Genomic DNA, 18,606 nt, shown 5'->3' on the forward strand with positions numbered 1-18,606 from the left:
CAGCACTCAGAGTGACACAGCTCACCGACGCGCGGCCGGTCAGGCCGGCTCAGCCAACGCGACCCGGATCTGGTCGATGGCCGCCGCCTCGGAAGGCACCACCCCGTCGTGGGCGCGGGCCACCTGGTCCGCCGCCGCCAACACCAGATCGCGGTACGCGTCCACGTCCCGTGGGGACTTCTCGCGCAGGATCCGCACCGCCTCACCCAGCGCCGGCAGCACCACCGACTCGATCTCCAGCTGCGAGTCCCGGGGAAGTCGCGGCAGCGGGCCGGTGGTCAGCGCCTCCTTGACAGTGCCACTGGCGTCGGCCAGCGCGCCGGAAGCGGCGATGCTCTCCCGGATCACCCCCAGCACACCGGGATCGGCGTTGGAGACCAGGAAGACGGCACCGAAGGCACCCGTCTTGAGGGTCAGGCGCTCCTCGTCCGTCAACCGCTGCTCCACGATCACGGAGTGTAGACGTACGGGGTGGTGGTGGTGACCGCGACGAGGCCGAGCCGCTCGAGGATGGGCCGGCTGTCCTCGGAACAGTCGACCTGCATGAGCGTCCGACCCCGCTGCTCGGCGAGCCGCGCCCGGTAGTTGACCAACGCCCGGTAGATGCCCTTGCGCCGCCACTGCGGCAGGGTCGAGCCACCCCACATCGTGGCGAAGCCGGTGTTCGCCGGGAACCGCACCCAGCCCGCGCTCACCACCGTCCCGCCCGCCTCGGCCACCACCACGGTGATCGAGTTCGGGTCGGCGTCGATCTCCTTGGCCAGGCCCGTCACGAGGTGCGAGCGATCCTCCTGCCAGACCTCCTCCTCCATGGCGGCGATCCGCTCCAGGTCCTCCCGGGCGGTCACCTCACGCAGGCGTACCCCCTCGGGAACGACAGGCAGCGCGGCGGCCAGCGGGGCGACCGGCCCGACCACGACGGTCTCGCGGTCCTCCGGCACGAAGCCGGCGGCGCGCAGCCGGTCCGCCAGATCGGCCGGCTCGTCGTGCTCGTTGAGCTTCCACTCGACCGACTGGCCGCGCTCACGGAACAGCTGCACCTGCCGGGCGATCAGCTCGTCCAGCGCGTCACCTGTCAACCCGCCCAGGGTGCGGTAGGTGAGGAACCCGCCGGCGTCGAGCCCGATGATGCGGACCAGCGGCCCGTCCCGCTCCACGGAAACTCCGGCCGGAACCGGGTCGGGGATCTCCGGGCGGAGTTGGTTGTCGTAGGCGTCGCGCAGCGTCTGTACGTCGAGATCAGTCACCGGACCAGGCTAAGCGGGAAGGGAAACGGATATTCTCCCACTGTGTGGGAGGCGATCAGGCGGTGGTTCGACCCGGCGGAGGCACGCGCTGTCGGTGAGACACCGGACTACCGCTTCTCCCTGGCCAACGAACGGACCTTCCTCGCCTGGCTACGCACCGGGTTGGCGCTCGTCGGTGGCGGGCTGGCCACCGCGCAGTTCCTGCCACCCCTGCCGATGAGCCACCTGCGGGAGGTGATCGCGGTGTCGTTGCTGCTGCTCGGCGCGGCGGTCGCGATCCGCGCTGTGGACCACTGGGCTCGTACCGAGCGGGCCATCCGGCTCGGTCAGGAGCTGCCCGCGTCCCGGTTTCCCGCCATCCTGGCGCTCGCCGTCGGCGTCGGCGCCTTACTGCTGGTGGTCGCCGTCCTGCTCCGCGCGGTCGGCGGGCGGTGAGCACCGGACGCGACCCGGGGCTGCAACCGGAGCGGACCCGGCTGGCCTGGCGGCGCACCCTGCTCACTGTGACCGTGGTGAGCGTGCTCGCCGTCCGGCTGGCGGCGACGGGCGACCCGACCGGTGCGCTGATCGCCGGCGGCACCGTTCTGGTGTGGGGCACCCTGCTGGTGCTCTGCTGGCCCCGGGGCACGGGCACCGGTCCGGCCCGCACCGGCGGCCGGACACTTCCCCTGGTCACTGTGGGCACCGTGGTGCTGGCGTTACTGGGGGTGCTGCTGGTTCTGCGCGGACTGTGGTGACGCGCGCCGGTGCGTCATCATGGGTGCATGGCCCGGCTTGGCGTACTCCTCTTCCTGGTGCAGATTGTCCTCGCCGTCTGCGCGCTGATCAGCTGTCTCTCCGCCGAGGAGGGCAAGATCCGCGCCCTTCCCCGGATCGCCTGGGTGCTGATCATCTTGTTCTTCCCGCTGGTCGGCTCGATCGCCTGGTTCATCGTCGGCCGGGAGCCCAGCCCCGGCGCCGGCAAGGGTTGGCCGGGCGGCGGCGAGCGGCAGCGTCCACGGCAGGTGGCCCCCGACGACGACCCGGAGTTCCTGCGCTCCGTCGAGGAACGCGCCCAGCAGCAGGACCAGGAGCTGTTCCAACGCTGGGAGGAAGACCTGCGGCGACGCGAGGACGACCTGCGCCGCCGCGACGGTGAGCCGCCGCGCGAGGGCGACCGACCGGAGGTGTGAGCGCGCCGCCGCCGCCGACGCGGGAGCGACGGCGGCGGCGGGTGCGACTCAGGCCAGGTTCGACGACCGGGGGTACGCGTCGGTCGGGTCGGTGAGCACGTTCACCAGGTACGGCACTCCGGAGTCGAACGCCCGCTGGAGCGCCGGGCCCAGGTCGGCCGCCTTGGCGACCGTCTCCCCTGCCCCGCCGAGCGCGCTGACCACCGTGTCGTACCGCAGCTCCGGCTGGAGGTCGGCGGCAACGTCGTAGCCGTACATGGCACGCATCGGGTGCTTCTCCAGCCCCCAGATGCCGTTGTTGCCGACGACGATCACCACCGGCAGCTTCTGGCGGACCAGCGACTCGACGTCCATCAGCGAGAAGCCCGCCGCGCCGTCGCCCATCAGCACGCAGATCTGCCGGTCCGGGTGACTGACCCTGGCCCCCATCGCGTAACCCATGCCGGTGCCGAGGCAGCCGTACGGGCCCGGGTCCAGCCACGTGCCGGGCTGGGCCGGCTCCAGGTACCGCCCGGCGTACGACACGAAGTCGCCGCCGTCGCCGATGGTGATCGCGTCCGGGGCGAGCGCCCGACGCAGCTCGCCGTAGATCCGGGCCGGGCGGATCGGGTCGGTCTCGGCAGCCATCTCCGCGGCGTCCCGAGCCTTCGCCGCGTCCTCGGCAATGCGCAGGTCGGCGATCCAGTCGGAGTGGTCGGCCCGGTCACCGGAGTGATCGGCGAGCGCGGAGAGGATCAGGCGCAGGTCACCGGCGGGTGCGGCGGCCGGCTGCACGTGCGTCGCCCGCTGGCTGGGGGCGTCGACGATGTGCACCACCTTGGCGTCACCGAAGTCACCGAAGCTGAGCCGGAAGTCCAGCGGAGTGCCCACCACCACGACCACGTCGGCGCCGGAGAGCGCGGCCCGTCGGGCCTTGGCGAACGCCAGCGGGTGCTCCGGCGGGAGCGAGCCGCGACCCATGCCGTTGGCGAAGACCGGCACCTGCAACGCCTCGGCCGCCTCGCGCAGCGCGGCGACCGCGTCGCCCGCGTACACGTCGGAGCCGGCGATGATGACCGGCCGCTGCGCCCCGGCGATGAGCAACGCCGCGCGGCCGACCTCCTCCGGATCCGGGGCGATCGGGTCGACACCAGTCACGGTGGGCAGCTCGGCCTCCGCGACCGAGAAGACCGTCTCCAGCGGGAAGTCGAGGAAGGCCGGGCCCCGGTGCGGGGTGAGCGCGGCGTTCAGCGCCGCACCCACCGCACGCGGGATGTCGTCGGTGCTGAACACCGTCTCGGCGTGCTTGGTGACCGGGGCGACCAGCGGCAGGTGGTCCATCTCCTGGAGGCTGCCCGAGCCCCAGCGGAACGCGGGCGCGCGCCCGCCGAGCACCAGCACCGGCGAGGCGTTGAAGAACGCGCTGGTCATGCCGGAGATGCCGTTGGTGACACCGGGCCCCGCGGTGAGCACGGCGAGGCCTGGGCGGCGCTGGAGCTTGGCCACGGCCTCGGCGGCGAAGACCGCGGACTGCTCGTGCCGGACGTCGTAGATCGGGAAGTCGGTCTTGTACGCGGCGTCGTATAGCGGGAAGACGTGCCCGCCGGACAGCGTGAACATCTCCCGTACGCCGTGCGCGCGTAGTGCCGCGAGCGCCAACTCGCCGCCGTGACCCTCGATCCGCTCCGTCATGTCGCTCCCATCGTCCGTGGCCGGGATCACAGGTTACCGGCCAGTCACTTGGCCCTGCGACCGTGGCCCCGGCCGGTGGACGGTGCCGAGGTCAGGGCGCCGTCGGGGCGGGAGGCGACGGGTCAGCGGCCGGTGAAGCCCGGCTTGCGCTTCTCGACGAAGGCCGCCATGCCCTCGCGCCGGTCGTCGGTGGCGAACAGCGCCGCGAAGAGCTGACTCTCCCAGGCGAGGCCCGAGTTCAGGTCCATGTCCAGGCCGCCGTCGACCGCCAGCTTCGCCGCGCGCAGCGCCTGCACCGGGCCCGTCAGGTACGGCTTCACGTAGGCGACAGCGGCCTCGTAGACCTCGGCGGCCGGGACCACGCGGTCGGCCAGGCCGATCCGCAGGGCCTCCTCGGCGTCGACCATCCGGCCCGTCATGATCAGATCCTTGGCGCGGGCCGGGCCGACCAGGCGGGCGAGCCGCTGGGTGCCGCCGGCACCCGGGATGATGCCGAGCTTGATCTCCGGCTGGCCGAGCTTGGCGTCCTCGGCGACGATCCGCCAGTCACAGGCCAACGCCAGCTCACAGCCGCCACCGAGGGCGTACCCGGTGATCGCGGCGACCACCGGCTTGGGGATCCGGGCGATCGCGCCGAGCGCGCTGGACAGGTTCGCCGCCCGGTCGGCCATGTCCACGTAGGACATGTCAGCCATCTGCTTGATGTCGGCGCCGGCGGCGAAGACCTTCTCCCCGCCGTACACGATGACCGCGCGGACCTCGGGATCGGCGGTGGCCGCCGTCGCGGCGGCGCGCAACTCCTCCTGCACCTGGGTGTTGAGCGCGTTCATCGGCGGCCGCTCCAGCCGGATCGTGCCGATGCCGTCAGTGGTCTCCAGCCGAACGAACTCGCCCACGCTGCCCTCACTTCCTCGTCGAAGTCGCGTGCCAACCTTACGACCCGGCTCGTTTGGGTAAGTAGTGTGGTGTCAGCCCCGTGGGCGGGAGTCCAGCCATGATCACGTATTACGACGACAGGTCGGTGCAGGTCACCTCCACCACTCTTCGCGTGGACGGTCGCAGCTACAAGCTTGCCGACATCACCATGATCTGGCACCGCCGGGGCACCCGCTCCTGGCGTGTGCTGGTGGGGCGGGGCGCGCTCGGCGCTGCGCTCGCCGGCCCGCTGGTCGCGGCGGTGCTCGGCATCGGCGTGGCCGTCTGGCTGCACCGCTCCCCCACCGTGACGATCGCGATCGTCGGCGCGTCGGTGCTTGTCGGCCTGGCCGTCGGGCCGGTGGCCGACTTCCTCTTCGAACACCTGGACCGCTCGTACGCCCGGGGCAGCCGCCAACTGGAGATCTGGGCCCGTTGGCGGGGCCAGCCGGTGCGTCTGCTGCACACCGGTGACGCGCTGCGCTTCGGGCAGATCTACCGGGCGGTGCAACGCGCGGTGGAGCACAGCCAGCCGGCCCACCCCGTCACGCGCCGCTAGCCGGCCTGTCCCGTTCGAGGCACGGGCACGGCAGACCGCACGGGCACGGGCACGGCCGGCCGACCCCGCCGAGGTTTGCACCGCGGTGGTTAGGCTTAGTGATGACCCTCTATTACCGGGACGACGCGGTGCAGGTGACCTCCGAGTCGATCCGGGCGGGTGGTCACGTGATCGCCCTGTCCGACGTGACGTTCGTCTGGCACGCACGGGGGCAGAAGACCCTCGCCGTACGCGGCCGTGTGCTGGGGCGCGGTGTCCTGGTCCTGCTGCTCTCGCTGCCGCCGCTGGTCGCCGTGGTCTGCGTGCTGTCGCTGGCCTGGTCGGCTCAGGATCGAGGCAACTGGCAGCTGGCGCTGATCATCCTGGCCGCCTGCGCGGCGGGGGCGCTCGCGCTGGCACCGTTCCTGGAGATTCCCCTCGGCTGGCTGGACCGCTCCTACGAGCGCGGCAGCCACGTGCACGAGTTGTGGGTGCAGCACCACGGCCGGGAGGACCTGCTGGTGCGCACCCCGGACGCGCTACGGTTCGGGCAGATCTACCGGGCCGTGCAGCGCGCCGTCGAACAACAGGGGGACCACCGATGACCACCCGCCGCCGCGAGGCCGTCGCCCTGGCCGGCCTGCTCGCGACGGCCGGCGTCACCCATCTGGTACGCCCCGGCGTCTACGACCCGATCGTGCCGCGTGCGCTGCCCGGCCCGCCCCGTTTCTGGACGTACGCCAGCGGGGTCGCCGAACTGGTGGTGGCTGCGGCTGTCGCGAACCCGGCCACCCGGCGGGCCGGCGGCCGCGCAGCCGCCGCCCTCTTCGTCGCCGTCCTGCCGGCGAACGTCAAGATGGCAGTGGACTGGCGGCGCCGACGCCCGACACAGCGGGCCATCGCGTACGGCCGGGTGCCGTTGCAGGTGCCGCTGATCTGGTGGGCGCTGCGGGTGGCCCGCGCCGACACCGCCGGTCGACAGTCACGCTGACCTGTCGACAGTCACGCTGACCTGCTCCGACGGGCGGTTGTGGCACGGCCGACGCACACTTGACCCCATGGCGATTCCCCTCCCCACCCCGACTGCCGTGGTCGGTCTGACCCGCTACGCCCTCGACCAGGCGCTCGGCTCGGCCGCCTCGATGGCCGCCGTGCCCGCCCGCGCGTTCGCCGTGCTCGACGGGGTGGAGCAGCTGCTGGCCAGGATCAACGGCGTGGTCGACCGGATCGAGACGACCCTGGACCGGACCGACCAGGTGCTCAGCGACGCCGAGGGCGCGGTCCGCGAGGTGGCAGTCATCAGCGCCGCCGCGACCACCGCCATCGACACGGCCACCGAGGTGGCCTCCGCCGCCGCCGTGGTGGTCGCCGAGGCCGACCGGGTCTCCCGGGTGGCGGGCACCGTGGTCGCCGAGGCCGACCGGGTCGCGAACCGCGCCTCCGTCACCGTGGGCACCGCGACGGAGGCCGCCGCCACCGCAGCCGAGTTGCTGGCGGCGTACGAGCCGGCGCTGCGCCGGGCCGCACCGATGGCCGAGCGGTTCGTCGGGGAGCTGAGCCACGAGGAGATCACCGCGGCGATCCACCTGATCGACGAGCTGCCGAAGCTCCGGGAGCATCTGACGGCGGACATCCTGCCGATCCTGGCCACACTGGACCGGGTCGGCCCCGACCTGCACGACCTGCTCGACGTCACCCGTGACCTCAAGCTCGCCGTGGCCGGCATCCCCGGGCTGGGCATGCTGCGCCGCCGTGGCGAGAAGCTCGCCGACGAGCCGGTGGGGTGAACGCCAGCCCGCCCGTGCCGTGGATCAGCAGTCGCAGGTGATCGTCGTGGCGGGCGCGGTGAGGTCGTCGACCGGTCGTCGGGTCAGCCCGGCCTCCGTCACCACCGGCAGCCCCTCCCTGACCCAGTATTCGAACCCGCCGAGCATCTCCTTCACGGGATGGCCCAGCCGGGCGAACTCCAGCGCCGCCCGGGTCGCGCCGTTGCAGCCGGGACCCCAGCAGTAGGTCACAACCGCCGACCCCGGCGGGATCAGGTCCGCCGACCGGGTCGCGATCTCAGCGGTGGGCAGGTGCACCGCGCCGGGGAGGTGCCCCTGCGCCCAGGCGGCCGCGCCCCGGGAGTCGACGACCACCAGACCCGGGGTACGGGCCGACAGGTCGGCGTGCACGTCACTGACGTCGGTCTCGACGCTGAGCCGATTGCGGAACCAGGCGGCGGCGGTGGCCGGATCGGCCTGCGGAACGGCGAAGGTGAAGGTCATGCACCGATCCTCGCCAGCAGGCCACCTCGGAACGAGTGGCGGGAACGACATCCTGCGCTAACATCCCGCCATGCCGATCCCGACGGCCACCACTACCGGTCCGCGACCGCTCCCCGCGCCTCGACGACGGGCGGCCGCGCACCGGGTCGCCGTGCTCGCGTACCCGGGGATGTCGGTGTTCGAGACCGGGATCGTGACCGAGGTGTTCGGACTGGCCCGGCCCGAATTCGACGTCGACTGGTACGACCTCGTGGTCTGCGCCGAGCGGCCGGGGCCGGTGCCGGTGGTCGGCGGAGCGAGCCTGCACACCCCGTACGGCCTGGCCGAGCTGGCGGCGGCGCGGACGGTGATCGTGCCCGGCGTACCGGACGTGACCGCTGACCCGTCGCCCGAGCTGGTGACCGCGCTGGGTGAGGCGCACCGGCGCGGTGCCCGAATCATGTCGATCTGCTCGGGCGCGTTCGCGCTGGCGGGGGCGGGCCTCCTGGACGGCCGCCGGGCCACTACCCACTGGCGGTACGCGGAGCTGCTGGCGCGGCGCTACCCACTGGTCGAGGTGGACCCGGACGTGCTCTACCTCGATGACGGCGACCTGCTCACCAGTGCCGGCAGCGCGGCCGGGCTGGACCTCTGCGTACACGTGATCCGGCGTGATCACGGCGCGGCGATCGCCAACGCGGTCGCCCGACGACTGGTGATCCCGCCGCACCGCGACGGCGGGCAGGCCCAGTTCGTCGAGGCGCCGGTGCCCGCCGACCCGGCCGACGACCGGATCGCGGTCAGCCTCGACTGGGCACTCGCCCACCTCGCCGAGCCGTTGAGCGTCGCCCAGCTCGCCGACCGGGCGCACATGTCGTCCCGCACGTACCTGCGGCATTTCGCCCGAGCCACCGGCACCAGCCCGATCCGTTGGCTGGTCGAGCAGCGGGTCCGCGCCAGCCTGGCACTGCTGGAGGAGACCGACGCCGCTGTCGAGCAGGTCGCCCGCGCGGTGGGCTTCGACACCCCCGTGACCTACCGCCACCACTTCGGCCGGGTCATGCTGACCTCACCGTCGGCGTACCGCCGGGCCTTTCGCACCGGCGCCGGCGAGCGGGCGTGACACGCCGCGACGGTCGGACCGGCTCAGCGCGGACCGCGCTCAGCCGGCTCAGCGCGGAACGCGCTCAGGCCGGTACGTACAGCTCGTCGATCTCGGCGCGTTGCGGCAGCGCCACCGAGGCGCCGAGCTTGCGGACGCAGGCAGCGCCGGCCGCCGACGCCCAGCGCACCGCGTCGACCAGGTCGCGCCCTTCGCCCCAGCCGACGGCCAGCGCGGCGGTGAACGCGTCACCGGCGGCGGTGGAGTCGACCACGTCGACCCGTACCGCCGGCACGTGCACCTCGGCGCCGTCCCGGTCGACGTACCAGGCGCCCTCCCCGCCGAGAGTGAGCACGGCCCGGGGAGTCAGGTCGAGCAGCGCGCGCGGCTCCTCCCGACCCCGGCCGGCGAGCGCCTGCGCCTCACCCTCGTTGACGACCAGCAGGTCCACGGCGGCGAGCAGCTCGGGTGGGAGGTCCCGCGCGGGGGCGGCGTTCAGGATGACCCTGGTGCCGGCCTCGCGGGCGGCCACCGCGGCGGCAGTCACGGTCTGCACCGGGATCTCCAGTTGCGCGACCAGGACGTCCGCCGTACGGACGGTGGTCAGCTCCTCCTTGCTGAGGCCGACCAGGGCGTCGTTCGCGCCGGGGGTGACCACGATGGCGTTGTCCCCCTGGGCGTTGACCATGACCAGCGCCACTCCCGAGGTGCCGTAGACCACGCGAAGCTGACTGGTGTCCACGCCGGCCGCTGTGATGCGGGCCTTGAGGGTGACGCCGAAGGCGTCCGAGCCGATCGCGCCGAGGAAGGCACAGGAGGCGCCGGCCCGGGCCGCGGCCACGGCCTGGTTGGCACCCTTGCCGCCGGGCACCATCACGAAGTCGGTGCCGAGCATGGTCTCGCCCTGTCGGGGCAGCGCGGGGGCCATCGCGACCAGGTCCATGTTCGCGCTGCCCACCACGGCGACCCGGGTCTGCGGCACGGCCGTCTCCGCCTGTCCGATGCTCAGGCGGCGCGGGCGGTGAAGCGGTCGCCCGACCGCTCGACGACGAGTGGCAGCCCGAAGGTCTTGGAGAGGTTGTCACCGGTCAGCGTCTCGGTGAGCAGGCCCTGGGCGACGACTCCGCCCTCGCGCAGGAGCATCGCGTGGGTGAAACCGGGCGGGATCTCCTCGACGTGGTGGGTGACCAGCACCATCGCCGGGGCGTCCGGGTCGTACGCCAGCTCGGCCAGTCGGGCGACCAGGTCTTCCCGACCGCCCAGGTCGAGCCCGGCGGCGGGCTCGTCGAGCAGCAGCAGCTCCGGGTCGGTCATCAGGGCACGGGCGATCTGCACCCGCTTGCGCTCACCCTCGGAGAGGGTGCCGTAGCGGCGTTCGGCGAGACCACCGACGCCGAGTTGACTCAGCAGTGCCCGCGCCCGCGCCTCGTCGCCACGGTCGTAGTTCTCCCGCCAACGGCCGACCACCGACCAGGCGGCGGTCACCACCACGTCGCTGACCCGCTCGTCGGCGGGCAGCCGCTCGGCGATCGCGGCGGTGGTGAGCCCGATCCGGGTACGCAGCTCGTTGACGTCGGTGCGGCCGATCCGCTCGCCGAGCACGTGCGCGACACCAGTGGTGGGGTGCAGCCGGCCGGCGGCGAGGTTGAGCAGTGTGGTCTTGCCGGCACCGTTGGAGCCGAGCACGACCCACCGCTCGTCCAACTCGACACGCCAGGTCAGGTCCTCTAGGAGGGCGGTGCCGGAGCGGCGCACGCCGACGCCGTCGAGGCTGACCACCAGATCCGGGTTCACCGCACCATCCAACCACGCAGCGCCGGGGTGCCCCCCATGGGCGGCACCTCAGCCATAGGGTGAAGCGCCGTGTCATTGATCACCAAGCCCGAAGGACGACCCATGCCCAGCCGACGTACGGAGCTGCGCAGATGAGCGCGGTCATTGAGATCGAGGGTCTACGCAAGAGTTTCCGCAGCCTGCGCAGCGGCCGACGGGTGGCGGTGGACGGGTTCGACCTGCTGGTCGAGGCGGGCCAGGTCCACGGCTTCCTGGGCCCCAACGGCTCGGGCAAGACCACCACCCTGCGGGCCCTGCTCGGGCTGGTACGCGCCGACAGCGGCCGGATGATGGTGCTCGGCGAACCGTCGCCGGAGTTGCTGCCCCGGGTGGCGGGTCAGGTCGGCGCCATCGTGGAGAGCCCGCAGTTCTTCGGCAACTTCACCGGCTACCGCACGCTGCGATTGTTGGCCCGCGCCGGTGGTGTGCCGGTCTCGCGGGTGGACGAGGTGCTGGATCTGGTGGGCCTGCACGACCGGGGCGATGAGCGGGTGAAGGGCTACTCGCTGGGCATGAAGCAGCGTCTGGCGGTGGCGTCCGCACTGTTGAAGGACCCACGTCTGCTCATCCTGGACGAGCCGGCGAACGGGCTGGACCCGGCGGGCATCCGGGAGATGCGGGACCTGATGCGGTCGCTGGCGGCCAACGGGGTGACAGTGCTGGTGTCCAGTCACATCCTGGGCGAGATCCAGCTGATCTGCGACCACGTCACGATCATCTCTCGGGGGCGGCGGGTCGCGACCGGTCGGGTGGACGAGGTGCTGGCGGGCCACGACCGGCACGAGTTCCTGGTCCGGGTGGCCGAGCCGGAGCGGGCCGTCGAGCTGCTGCACGCGGCCGAGCTGACGGCGGTGGTGGACGGCGGAGCGTTGGTGGTGAGCGGGGTGAGCGACCCGACGGCGATCAGCCGGGTGCTCGGTGAGCAGGGTCTGTGGGTGGGCGAGCTGACGCCGCTGCGACCGGATCTGGAGAGCGTCTTCCTGGAGCTGACCGGCGCGTACGAGCATCCGTCGGTGCCCCGGCAGGTCGGCGACCCGTCGCTGCCGCAGGGCGAAGCTGTGATCGACCTCAATCGGGGAGTGGACGCGTGAACCTGGTGCGTGCCGAGTTGGAGCGACTGTCCGCGCGTCGCTTCGTGCAGCTCATGGTCGTCCTGTTGGCGTTGGCGTTCGCCGTCACGGCGGCGACCACCCTTGCCGGCTCCCACAAGCCGAGCGTCAGTGAGCTGAACTCGGCGCGGACGCAGGCCGCCGAGGCGCGGCGCGACCTGGAGGCCACCCACCAGGAGTGCCTGGCCCGCCAGGACGGCACCTCGACCTCCGACACGGACAGGTACTTCCCCAGCGACTGCTCCGAGATCGACCCGATCCGGCAGGACCGGCTGCCGATCGCCGCCGACTTCCTGCCGGGTGTGTTCAGCTTCGCCGAGCAGGCCCAACCGCTGCTGTACTTCCTCATCGCGTTCCTGGTGTTGTTCGGGTTCCTGGTCGGCGCCTCCTACATCGGCGCGGACCTGACCTCGGGCGGGGTGGTGAACCTGCTGCTCTGGCGGCCGCGCCGGTTGACGGTGCTCGCGACCAAGCTGGGCACCCTGCTCGGCGCGGTGCTGGTCCTGGCCCTGCTGGCGTCGGTGGCCTATCTCGCCACGTTCTGGGTGATCGGGCAGGCTTTCGGGTTGCCGGGCCGGCTGGACGGTGACTTCTGGCGCTCACTCGGCGCGGTGCACGGCCGTGGACTGGTGCTGGTGCTGCTGGCCTCCGCGCTGGGCTTCGCGATCTCCACGCTGGGTCGGCACACGTCCGCGGCGCTCGGCGCGCTCGCCGCGTACGCGGTGGTCTGGGAGTTGGGTGGCCGAGTGGTCCTGGAGATCATCGACGCGCGGAAGTCGGACCTGTTCATGCTGTCCAGTCACATCGGGGCGTGGCTCAACGGCGAGGCGCGGTTCTATGACGAACAGGTCTGCCGGGGCAGCGGCCAGCTCCCCTACTGCGATGGGTTCTATACGGTGACCTGGCTGCCGGCGCTGTTGGTGCTGCTGGCGATCACCGGCGGTCTGACCGCGGCGGCGTTCGCCGTGTTCCGTCGCCGCGACCTGATCTGAGTCGAGGCCGTCGGGTCGCCCCGGTCCGGGCGGCCCGACGGAACGGCCGAGCCGACGCCCGGCAGGAGCTTGCAAGCTGTGAGGGCACGGTGAAATATTCCTTCACATGACCGCCGCAGCGGGCTCAGCCGACGGTGGAGCCGAACACCTCGTCGCGCACGGCGTTGAGGGCGGTGCGCAGCGCGCCGTGCAGGATCGGCTCCTCGGTCAGCCCGGTCGGCACCACTCGCGGCTGGACCAGGGTGATCGCGGCGACCTCCTGCTGCACCCGGTCGGCGAGCGCCGCCCCACCGGCCTGGCCCACCTCGCCGGCGAGCACGACCAGCGGTGGGTCCAGCACGACGCAGGTGCTGGCCACGCCGAGCGCGAGCCGACGGGCCAGTTCGTCGAGCATCGGGCCGCCGTCAGCGCCGGCCGCGACGGCCGCGCGGACCGCCTCGGCGGCGTCGGCGTCCGGGTAGCCGTGCTCGCGGGCCACCGCGCGCACCGAGTCCGCACCGATCAGCTGCTGGAAGGCCGGCTTGGCGCGACGCGAGACGTCGCGCGGGATGGGCGCGCCAGGCACCGGAAGGTAGCCGATCTCGCCGGCCGCACCGCTGCTGCCGTGGTGCAGCCGCCCGCCCAGCATGATCGCCAGGCCGACGCCGGCGCCCACCCAGACCAGCACGAAGTCCGACAGCCCTCGCGCCTCGCCGGACTGCGCCTCGGCCACGGCGGCCAGGTTGACGTCGTTCTCGAAGACCACAGGTGTGTGCAGGTCGTCCCGCAACGCGGCGAGCAGACCGCTGTGCCAGCGCGGCAGGTTGAAGGCGAAGGTGATGTCGCCGGTGCCGGGGTCGACCAGGCCCGGCGTGCCGAGCACGATCCGTCGTACGCTGCTCAGCTGCGCCTGGGCGCTGCTCGCCGCCTGCACGACGGCGTTGTGCACCACGCCCACCGGGTCGTCGGTGTCCCGGGTCGACTGCTCCACCCGGCCGATGACCGCGCCGGTGATGTCGGCGCACGCGGCCACCACCCGGTCCGGCCCGACGTCCACGCCGACGACGTGCGCGCTGCTCGGGCGGACGGCGTAGAGCTGGGCGTTCGGCCCCCGCCCGCCGGCCTGCTCGCCGACCCGCGCGACGAGGCCGCGCTCCTCCAGCCGCTCGACAAGTTGCGAGGCGGTGACCTTCGACAGACCGGTCAGCTCGCCGAGTCGAGCCCGGGTCAGCGGGCCGCGTTCGAGGAGCAGTTCCAGCGCGGCACGGTCGTTGAGCGCCCGCAACAGACGGGGGGTGCCGGGCAGCCGGGTCGCACTCATGACACGTCCTCTAGTTTTAGTAAACTTTGCTAACTGTAAACCGACCTGCGAACGGGTAGCCGTAGCGTAACGGTCACCCGACGGTGGGACGCTCGGCCGAGTCGGCAGGGCCAGGACCACCACCGGTACGACGTTTCGTACCCGCGGGGGCACCGAAGGGGGAAACACGTGGGGTTGGATCCAGGACTGCGCCGGCTCGCGCTGGGCACGCTGCTGGCCGCGTACCCGGGACCGGTTCCGCCGGACTGGGCGGTCGACCTGCTGGCCGACGGGCTGGCCGGGCACACCCTGTTCGGCACCAACGTGCACGACCCCGTGCAGGTGGCGGCGAGCACCGCCGCACTGCGCACCGGTCGACCCGACGCGCTGATCGCGATCGACGAGGAGGGTGGCGACGTGACCCGGCTGGCGCACGCCACCGGCAGCCCGTACCCCGGCAACGCCGCCCTGGGTGCGATCGGCGACGTGGCCCTCACCCGACGGGTCTACCAGTCGATCGGCGCCGAACTGGCAGCGCTCGGCATCACCGTCAACCTCGCTCCCACCGTCGACGTCAACACCGCCGACGACAACCCGGTGATCGGCACCCGGTCCTTCGGCGCGGATCCGGTGCGGGTGGCCGCCCACTCGGCCGCCGCCGTGGCCGGGTTGCAGGCCGCCGGGGTGGCCGCCTGCGCCAAGCACTTCCCCGGGCACGGTGCCACCGTCACCGACTCCCACCACGAACTGCCCACGGTGGATGCTCCGCTGGGCCTGCTCCGCCAGCGGGACCTACCGCCGTTCGCGGCCATCGTCGCCGCCGGGGCGCGCGCCGTGATGACCGCGCACATCCGGGTTCCGGCGCTCACCGGCGCCGACCCGGCCACCTTCAGCCGAGCCGTCCTGGTCGACCTGTTGCGCACCGAGTACGGCTTCACCGGCACCGTCATCACCGACGCGCTGGAGATGAAGGGTGCCGCGGTGGCCGCCGGTGGAGTCGGGCCGGCTGCGGTCCGGGCCCTGAGCGCGGGTGCCGACCTGCTCTGCATCGGCGCGAAGGTCGACGCCGAACTGGTCGAGCGGGTGGCCGCCGAGATCGTCGACGCGCTCGCCGACGGCCGGCTGGCGAGGGCGCGGGTCGAGGAGGCGGCCGGCCGCGCCGCCGATCTCGCCGCCTGGACCCGGGCCGTCAGCGGGTCACCGGCCACCAGCGACACCGAGCTGGGGTACGCGGCGGCGCGTCGAGCGGTCCGGGTGGATGGCCTGCTCACCGGCCTGGACCAGCCGCTTGTGGTGCAACTGCACACCGAGTCGACGATCGCCGAGGGGCGGGTCCCGTGGGGCCTCGGTCCGCACCTGGACGGGGTGTCGGAGATCCGGGTGATCGCCGCCGAGACCGACCCGGCCACGCTGCGCGGGCTGGCGGGCGACCGTCCCATCGTCCTGGTCGGACGACACCTGCACCGGCTGCCCGGCGGCCCGGACCTGATCGCCGACCTGGCGGCCCAGCACCCGGTGACAGTGGTGGAGATGGGCTGGCCGGCACAGTGGCGGCCCGTCGGCGTCCGCGCCTTCGTCACCACCTACGGCGCGAGCCACGCCAACGGTCGCGCGGCGGCCGAGGTGCTCGGCCTGGCCGGCTGAGCCGCGGCGTTCTCCGGCCGGGCTGAAAAGCTCGGCCGGATGTCGCGCTCCGGCACCGGCCCCGAAGTGTCCACAGTCACTGGTCGCCACTTCTTGAACATGTTCAACATCGGCCCTAGTCTGATGACGTCGGTAGTTGAACACGTTCAAGAAGGGCGTCCACATGGACACCAAGGTCTGGATGTACGTGATCTACCTCGCGGTCAGCATCGGCCTGACCATCTGGGTGGCGCGAGCGCTGTCCCGCAACGGGCAGGTCTTCCTGGAGGAGGTGTTCGCCGAGGAACGACTCGCCCGGGCTGTCAACAGCCTCCTGGTGGTCGGCTTCTACCTGCTCAACCTCGGCTACGTCACGGTGGCGATGAAGCACCCCGACCCGGTCGACTCGACCAGCCAGGCCATGGAGGAGCTGTCTCTCAAGATCGGCTTGGTGCTGCTGGTGCTCGGCGCGCTGCACTTCTTCAACGTCTTCGCGCTCGGCCGCTACCGCCGAAACCGACTCCGCCAGCTCGCCACCCACCCCCCGCTCGCTCCGATCGGCCGACTCCCCATGCCGTCCGCTCCTCCCGGATCGCAGTTGGTCGGCGCGTACCCGGGCGGACCGCAGCCGACCGGTGCACACCCGGCAGGACCCCCGCCGGCTGGCCCGCAGCCGGGCGTCGGCCCGACGAACAACCCACAAACCCGATGACCGGACCCCCGACCGGTGGCGGCGGTCGGCTCCCGGATCCCACCGCTCACTCCGGCGGTGGGATCCGGGGGTTCACCGTCCTGTTCGACGCCGCCTGCCCGATCTGCCGCGCCGCCCGCCGCTGGTTGTCGTCCCGCGCCCAGCTCGTACCCCTGGAGTTCGTGCCGGCCGGGTCCGCCGAGGCCCGGCGACGCTTCCCCGGCCTGAACCACGACGCGACGCTGCGCGACCTCACCGTCATCGCCGACACCGGCGAGGTGTACGCGGGCGACGGCGCCTGGTTCGCCTGCCTCTGGGCGCTGACCGACCACCGGTCCACGGCCGAGCGGCTGGCCCGACCGCACCTGCTGCCCCTCGCCCGCCAGACGGTGGCCGCCGCCTCGGCGATCCGCGAGCGGATCCGCGACCCGTGGGCCGAGCCGACCGACGAACCGGCGGGATACGGTGACCTCGATGACCGAACAGCCTGCGCAGACGACCACTGCGGGTGACCCAGCCACCGCCCGAGGCGAGCAGACCCGGCAGCTGATCCGGGACACCGCGATGCGGCTGTTCCGCGAACGCGGATACGCCCAGACCACCATGCGGGCGATCGCGCAGGAGGCCGGCGTGGCGGTCGGCAACGCCTACTACTACTTCGGCTCCAAGGACCACCTGATTCAGGAGTTCTACGCCCAGTCCCAGGTCGAGCACCGGGCCGCCGCGCAGCCCGTGCTCGATCGGGAAGAGGCGTTCGGTCCCCGGCTCGCCGGAGTGCTGCACGCGGGGATCGACGTGTTGACGCCCTCACACGGCTTCGCGGCGACCTTCTTCAAGACGGCGGCGGAACCCACCTCGCCGCTGAGCCCCTTCTCCGCCGAGTCCTCCGGCCCACGACAGGCGGCCATCGACCTCTTCGGCGAGGCGTTGACCGGCTCGACGGCCAAGGTCGACGCTGAGCTGCGTCCACAGCTGCCCGAGCTGCTCTGGCTCGCGTACATGGGCGTGATCCTCTACTGGGTGCACGACCGATCGCCGGGCCAGACCAAGACCCGCCAACTGATCGACGGGGCCGTGCCGCTCATCGATCGGCTTGTGGCGCTGTCCCGACTTCGGGTCCTTCGGCCGGTGACCCGACAGGTGCTCGACCTGATTCGCACGCTCCGTCACTGACCCGGTCGACCTCCTTCGGCCGGCGAAGCCGCAGGTCAAGTCCGCTTTTAGACACTCCGAACCGACAGCTTCAACCTTGCCCCGAGCCGGTTCGATACGTAGCGTGATCGACACGTAGCGGCCCGCCGCTACACCCGGAACCGGGGCCTGGGGGGAGGTTGCGGACCGTGGATCCGGCCCGGGATCCACGGTCCGCGCCCATCACCCCGCCCCGCCCCGCCCCGCCCCGCCGATCTTGCAGGTTCGGTGGTCGAGATGCGTGGAATGCCCGGGTGTGTCGCGACAGAAAGTGCAAGATCGCGGGCAGCTGCGGCTTCGGGCCGGTCAGCGCGGATAGACCCCGTACGCGCGCCAGCCCCGGTCCGGGAAGCCGGCCGCTTCGGCTACCCGGGCCGAGGCGTGATTGTCCCGCTCGTGCAGGTAGGTGGGGATCGCTCCCTCGTCGAGCACCCGCCGCGCAGCCTGGGCCACCAGCCGACGGGCGAGGCCGCGCCCCTGGGCGGCCGGCACTGTGCCGACTGCCAACTCGTGCCCGTACGCGTCGTGCCGTTTGATCGCGGCACCGGCCAGATAGGCGCCGTCCGGGTCACGGACCACCAGCACCGGCCGGTCGAAGAGTCGCAGCCACGGCGGCAGCCCGGTGGCGGTCGGCTCGGTCCACTCCCCCACGTCGGGCAGCGGAGCGGGTGTCCGGCTCCACCGGAAGGGACCGTCGTGTACGCAGAATTCGGGCCGGCCGACGGCCTCCGGCAGCGCGGCGAGCAACCGAGCCGGCGTACGGCGAACCAACGCGCGGATCGCCGCCACCCGGTCCGGCGCCACGGAGAGCACGGCGCTCTGCCCGGTGTCCACGGCGAGCGCGGGGCGTAGCCGGCCGTCCCAGGCCGGTTCGGCACGCCGCTGCGAGGCGACCACGTGCAACCCCGGCCCGGCCGGCCACTGGCCGAGCCAGATGGCCAGGTGCAGGTGAAGTCGCCGGTCGAGCATGCGCACCTCCCCGCGTCACCCGACC

Annotated in this window: 23 protein-coding genes; 14 read left to right on the plus strand and 9 right to left on the minus strand. The window is 72.5% G+C overall.

The window, feature by feature from the left end; all coding sequences use genetic code 11:
- Nucleotides 1-39: 39 nt before the first annotated feature.
- Nucleotides 40-453, minus strand: coding sequence for a hypothetical protein (locus ABZU43_RS05590; protein ID WP_355005358.1), 414 nt, complete (start codon nucleotides 451-453; stop codon nucleotides 40-42).
- Nucleotides 450-1,247, minus strand: a complete 798-nt coding sequence (locus ABZU43_RS05595) for a GNAT family N-acetyltransferase (RefSeq protein ID WP_355005359.1) — start codon at nucleotides 1,245-1,247, stop codon at nucleotides 450-452. Before ABZU43_RS05595 ends, ABZU43_RS05590 begins: the two co-directional genes overlap by 4 nt.
- 42 nt (nucleotides 1,248-1,289) lie before the next feature.
- Here ABZU43_RS05595 and ABZU43_RS05600 point away from each other — a divergent pair, with 42 nt between their 5' ends.
- Genes ABZU43_RS05600 through ABZU43_RS05610 form a run of 3 tightly spaced genes read left to right on the plus strand, consistent with a single transcriptional unit; the run spans nucleotide 1,290 to nucleotide 2,419 of the window.
- Nucleotides 1,290-1,682 (plus strand): DUF202 domain-containing protein, encoded by a 393-nt coding sequence (locus tag ABZU43_RS05600; RefSeq protein ID WP_355005360.1) that lies wholly within the window; start codon nucleotides 1,290-1,292, stop codon nucleotides 1,680-1,682.
- Nucleotides 1,679-1,984 (plus strand): DUF202 domain-containing protein, encoded by a 306-nt coding sequence (locus tag ABZU43_RS05605; protein ID WP_355005361.1) that lies wholly within the window; start codon nucleotides 1,679-1,681, stop codon nucleotides 1,982-1,984. Before ABZU43_RS05600 ends, ABZU43_RS05605 begins: the two co-directional genes overlap by 4 nt.
- Before the next feature lie 27 nt (nucleotides 1,985-2,011).
- Complete coding sequence (locus tag ABZU43_RS05610) at nucleotides 2,012-2,419, plus strand: PLD nuclease N-terminal domain-containing protein (RefSeq protein WP_355005362.1); 408 nt, start codon at nucleotides 2,012-2,014, stop codon at nucleotides 2,417-2,419.
- 48 nt (nucleotides 2,420-2,467) lie between these two features.
- Here ABZU43_RS05610 and ABZU43_RS05615 read toward each other — a convergent pair whose 3' ends face one another.
- A complete protein-coding gene (locus ABZU43_RS05615; protein ID WP_355005363.1) occupies nucleotides 2,468-4,090 on the minus strand; it encodes an acetolactate synthase in 1,623 nt (540 codons plus the stop codon).
- 122 nt (nucleotides 4,091-4,212) lie between these two features.
- Complete coding sequence (locus ABZU43_RS05620; RefSeq protein WP_355005364.1) at nucleotides 4,213-4,986, minus strand: enoyl-CoA hydratase-related protein; 774 nt, start codon at nucleotides 4,984-4,986, stop codon at nucleotides 4,213-4,215.
- Nucleotides 4,987-5,084: 98 nt separating this feature from the next.
- Here ABZU43_RS05620 and ABZU43_RS05625 point away from each other — a divergent pair, with 98 nt between their 5' ends.
- The 4 genes from ABZU43_RS05625 to ABZU43_RS05640 all read left to right on the plus strand — a co-directional run bounded on the left by ABZU43_RS05625 (nucleotide 5,085) and on the right by ABZU43_RS05640 (nucleotide 7,330).
- Entirely contained in the window at nucleotides 5,085-5,564 is a 480-nt protein-coding gene (locus ABZU43_RS05625) for a DUF6232 family protein (RefSeq protein ID WP_355005365.1), read from the plus strand.
- Between the two features lie 101 nt (nucleotides 5,565-5,665).
- Nucleotides 5,666-6,148 (plus strand): DUF6232 family protein, encoded by a 483-nt coding sequence (locus tag ABZU43_RS05630; RefSeq protein WP_355005366.1) that lies wholly within the window; start codon nucleotides 5,666-5,668, stop codon nucleotides 6,146-6,148.
- Nucleotides 6,145-6,534, plus strand: a complete 390-nt coding sequence (locus ABZU43_RS05635; protein WP_355005367.1) for a hypothetical protein — start codon at nucleotides 6,145-6,147, stop codon at nucleotides 6,532-6,534. Before ABZU43_RS05630 ends, ABZU43_RS05635 begins: the two co-directional genes overlap by 4 nt.
- Before the next feature lie 67 nt (nucleotides 6,535-6,601).
- Complete coding sequence (locus tag ABZU43_RS05640; RefSeq protein WP_355005368.1) at nucleotides 6,602-7,330, plus strand: hypothetical protein; 729 nt, start codon at nucleotides 6,602-6,604, stop codon at nucleotides 7,328-7,330.
- Nucleotides 7,331-7,354: 24 nt separating this feature from the next.
- On the opposite strand, the gene ABZU43_RS05645 is transcribed toward ABZU43_RS05640, so the two are convergent.
- On the minus strand, nucleotides 7,355-7,813 hold the full coding sequence (locus tag ABZU43_RS05645; RefSeq protein WP_355005369.1) for a rhodanese-like domain-containing protein: 459 nt from the start codon (nucleotides 7,811-7,813) through the stop codon (nucleotides 7,355-7,357).
- 169 nt (nucleotides 7,814-7,982) lie between these two features.
- Here ABZU43_RS05645 and ABZU43_RS05650 point away from each other — a divergent pair, with 169 nt between their 5' ends.
- A complete protein-coding gene (locus ABZU43_RS05650; protein WP_355005666.1) occupies nucleotides 7,983-8,915 on the plus strand; it encodes a helix-turn-helix domain-containing protein in 933 nt (310 codons plus the stop codon).
- Nucleotides 8,916-8,979: 64 nt separating this feature from the next.
- Here ABZU43_RS05650 and ABZU43_RS05655 read toward each other — a convergent pair whose 3' ends face one another.
- Both ABZU43_RS05655 and ABZU43_RS05660 read right to left on the minus strand, forming a co-directional pair.
- Nucleotides 8,980-9,876 (minus strand): ribokinase, encoded by an 897-nt coding sequence (locus ABZU43_RS05655; protein WP_355005370.1) that lies wholly within the window; start codon nucleotides 9,874-9,876, stop codon nucleotides 8,980-8,982.
- 23 nt (nucleotides 9,877-9,899) lie between these two features.
- Entirely contained in the window at nucleotides 9,900-10,700 is an 801-nt protein-coding gene (locus ABZU43_RS05660) for an ABC transporter ATP-binding protein (RefSeq protein ID WP_355005371.1), read from the minus strand.
- A 119-nt stretch (nucleotides 10,701-10,819) separates the two neighbouring features.
- On the opposite strand from ABZU43_RS05660, the gene ABZU43_RS05665 reads away from it, so the two are divergent.
- Together ABZU43_RS05665 and ABZU43_RS05670 are read left to right on the plus strand one after the other, a co-directional pair.
- Complete coding sequence (locus ABZU43_RS05665; protein ID WP_355005372.1) at nucleotides 10,820-11,818, plus strand: ATP-binding cassette domain-containing protein; 999 nt, start codon at nucleotides 10,820-10,822, stop codon at nucleotides 11,816-11,818.
- Nucleotides 11,815-12,828 carry an ABC transporter permease subunit gene (locus ABZU43_RS05670; RefSeq protein WP_355005373.1) on the plus strand — a complete coding sequence of 338 codons (1,014 nt, stop codon included), beginning with the start codon at nucleotides 11,815-11,817 and terminating at the stop codon, nucleotides 12,826-12,828. The genes ABZU43_RS05665 and ABZU43_RS05670 overlap by 4 nt, the downstream gene beginning before the upstream one ends.
- A gap of 124 nt (nucleotides 12,829-12,952) precedes the next feature.
- On the opposite strand, the gene ABZU43_RS05675 is transcribed toward ABZU43_RS05670, so the two are convergent.
- On the minus strand, nucleotides 12,953-14,128 hold the full coding sequence (locus ABZU43_RS05675) for an ROK family transcriptional regulator (RefSeq protein ID WP_355005374.1): 1,176 nt from the start codon (nucleotides 14,126-14,128) through the stop codon (nucleotides 12,953-12,955).
- 168 nt (nucleotides 14,129-14,296) lie between these two features.
- Between ABZU43_RS05675 and ABZU43_RS05680 the strand changes: the two genes are divergently transcribed.
- The 4 genes from ABZU43_RS05680 to ABZU43_RS05695 all read left to right on the plus strand — a co-directional run bounded on the left by ABZU43_RS05680 (nucleotide 14,297) and on the right by ABZU43_RS05695 (nucleotide 17,594).
- Complete coding sequence (locus ABZU43_RS05680; protein ID WP_355005375.1) at nucleotides 14,297-15,751, plus strand: glycoside hydrolase family 3 N-terminal domain-containing protein; 1,455 nt, start codon at nucleotides 14,297-14,299, stop codon at nucleotides 15,749-15,751.
- 136 nt (nucleotides 15,752-15,887) lie between these two features.
- Nucleotides 15,888-16,442 (plus strand): hypothetical protein, encoded by a 555-nt coding sequence (locus tag ABZU43_RS05685; protein ID WP_355005376.1) that lies wholly within the window; start codon nucleotides 15,888-15,890, stop codon nucleotides 16,440-16,442.
- Nucleotides 16,439-16,933, plus strand: coding sequence for a DCC1-like thiol-disulfide oxidoreductase family protein (locus ABZU43_RS05690; RefSeq protein WP_355005377.1), 495 nt, complete (start codon nucleotides 16,439-16,441; stop codon nucleotides 16,931-16,933). The genes ABZU43_RS05685 and ABZU43_RS05690 overlap by 4 nt, the downstream gene beginning before the upstream one ends.
- Nucleotides 16,896-17,594: a TetR family transcriptional regulator gene (locus tag ABZU43_RS05695; protein ID WP_355005378.1), complete on the plus strand. Its 699-nt coding sequence runs from the start codon at nucleotides 16,896-16,898 to the stop codon at nucleotides 17,592-17,594. The genes ABZU43_RS05690 and ABZU43_RS05695 overlap by 38 nt, the downstream gene beginning before the upstream one ends.
- 324 nt (nucleotides 17,595-17,918) lie before the next feature.
- On the opposite strand, the gene ABZU43_RS05700 is transcribed toward ABZU43_RS05695, so the two are convergent.
- On the minus strand, nucleotides 17,919-18,581 hold the full coding sequence (locus tag ABZU43_RS05700) for a GNAT family N-acetyltransferase (RefSeq protein ID WP_355005379.1): 663 nt from the start codon (nucleotides 18,579-18,581) through the stop codon (nucleotides 17,919-17,921).
- Nucleotides 18,582-18,606: the final 25 nt, after the last annotated feature.

Source organism: Micromonospora sp. NPDC005205 (assembly GCF_040608275.1).
Taxonomy (GTDB): Bacteria; Actinomycetota; Actinomycetes; order Mycobacteriales; family Micromonosporaceae; genus Micromonospora.

Excerpts from the sequence above, each read along its gene's own strand:
- ABZU43_RS05610 (WP_355005362.1), top strand. The coding sequence starts at position 2,012 with ATGGCCCGGCTTGGCGTACTCCTCTTCCTGGTGCAGATTGTCCTCGCC.
- ABZU43_RS05615 (WP_355005363.1), bottom strand. The coding sequence starts at position 4,090 with ATGACGGAGCGGATCGAGGGTCACGGCGGCGAGTTGGCGCTCGCGGCA.
- ABZU43_RS05625 (WP_355005365.1), top strand. The coding sequence starts at position 5,085 with ATGATCACGTATTACGACGACAGGTCGGTGCAGGTCACCTCCACCACT.
- ABZU43_RS05630 (WP_355005366.1), top strand. The coding sequence starts at position 5,666 with ATGACCCTCTATTACCGGGACGACGCGGTGCAGGTGACCTCCGAGTCG.
- ABZU43_RS05635 (WP_355005367.1), top strand. The coding sequence starts at position 6,145 with ATGACCACCCGCCGCCGCGAGGCCGTCGCCCTGGCCGGCCTGCTCGCG.
- ABZU43_RS05640 (WP_355005368.1), top strand. The coding sequence starts at position 6,602 with ATGGCGATTCCCCTCCCCACCCCGACTGCCGTGGTCGGTCTGACCCGC.
- ABZU43_RS05645 (WP_355005369.1), bottom strand. The coding sequence starts at position 7,813 with ATGACCTTCACCTTCGCCGTTCCGCAGGCCGATCCGGCCACCGCCGCC.
- ABZU43_RS05650 (WP_355005666.1), top strand. The coding sequence starts at position 7,983 with ATGTCGGTGTTCGAGACCGGGATCGTGACCGAGGTGTTCGGACTGGCC.
- ABZU43_RS05665 (WP_355005372.1), top strand. The coding sequence starts at position 10,820 with ATGAGCGCGGTCATTGAGATCGAGGGTCTACGCAAGAGTTTCCGCAGC.
- ABZU43_RS05675 (WP_355005374.1), bottom strand. The coding sequence starts at position 14,128 with ATGAGTGCGACCCGGCTGCCCGGCACCCCCCGTCTGTTGCGGGCGCTC.
- ABZU43_RS05690 (WP_355005377.1), top strand. The coding sequence starts at position 16,439 with ATGACCGGACCCCCGACCGGTGGCGGCGGTCGGCTCCCGGATCCCACC.
- ABZU43_RS05695 (WP_355005378.1), top strand. The coding sequence starts at position 16,896 with ATGACCGAACAGCCTGCGCAGACGACCACTGCGGGTGACCCAGCCACC.
- ABZU43_RS05700 (WP_355005379.1), bottom strand. The coding sequence starts at position 18,581 with ATGCTCGACCGGCGACTTCACCTGCACCTGGCCATCTGGCTCGGCCAG.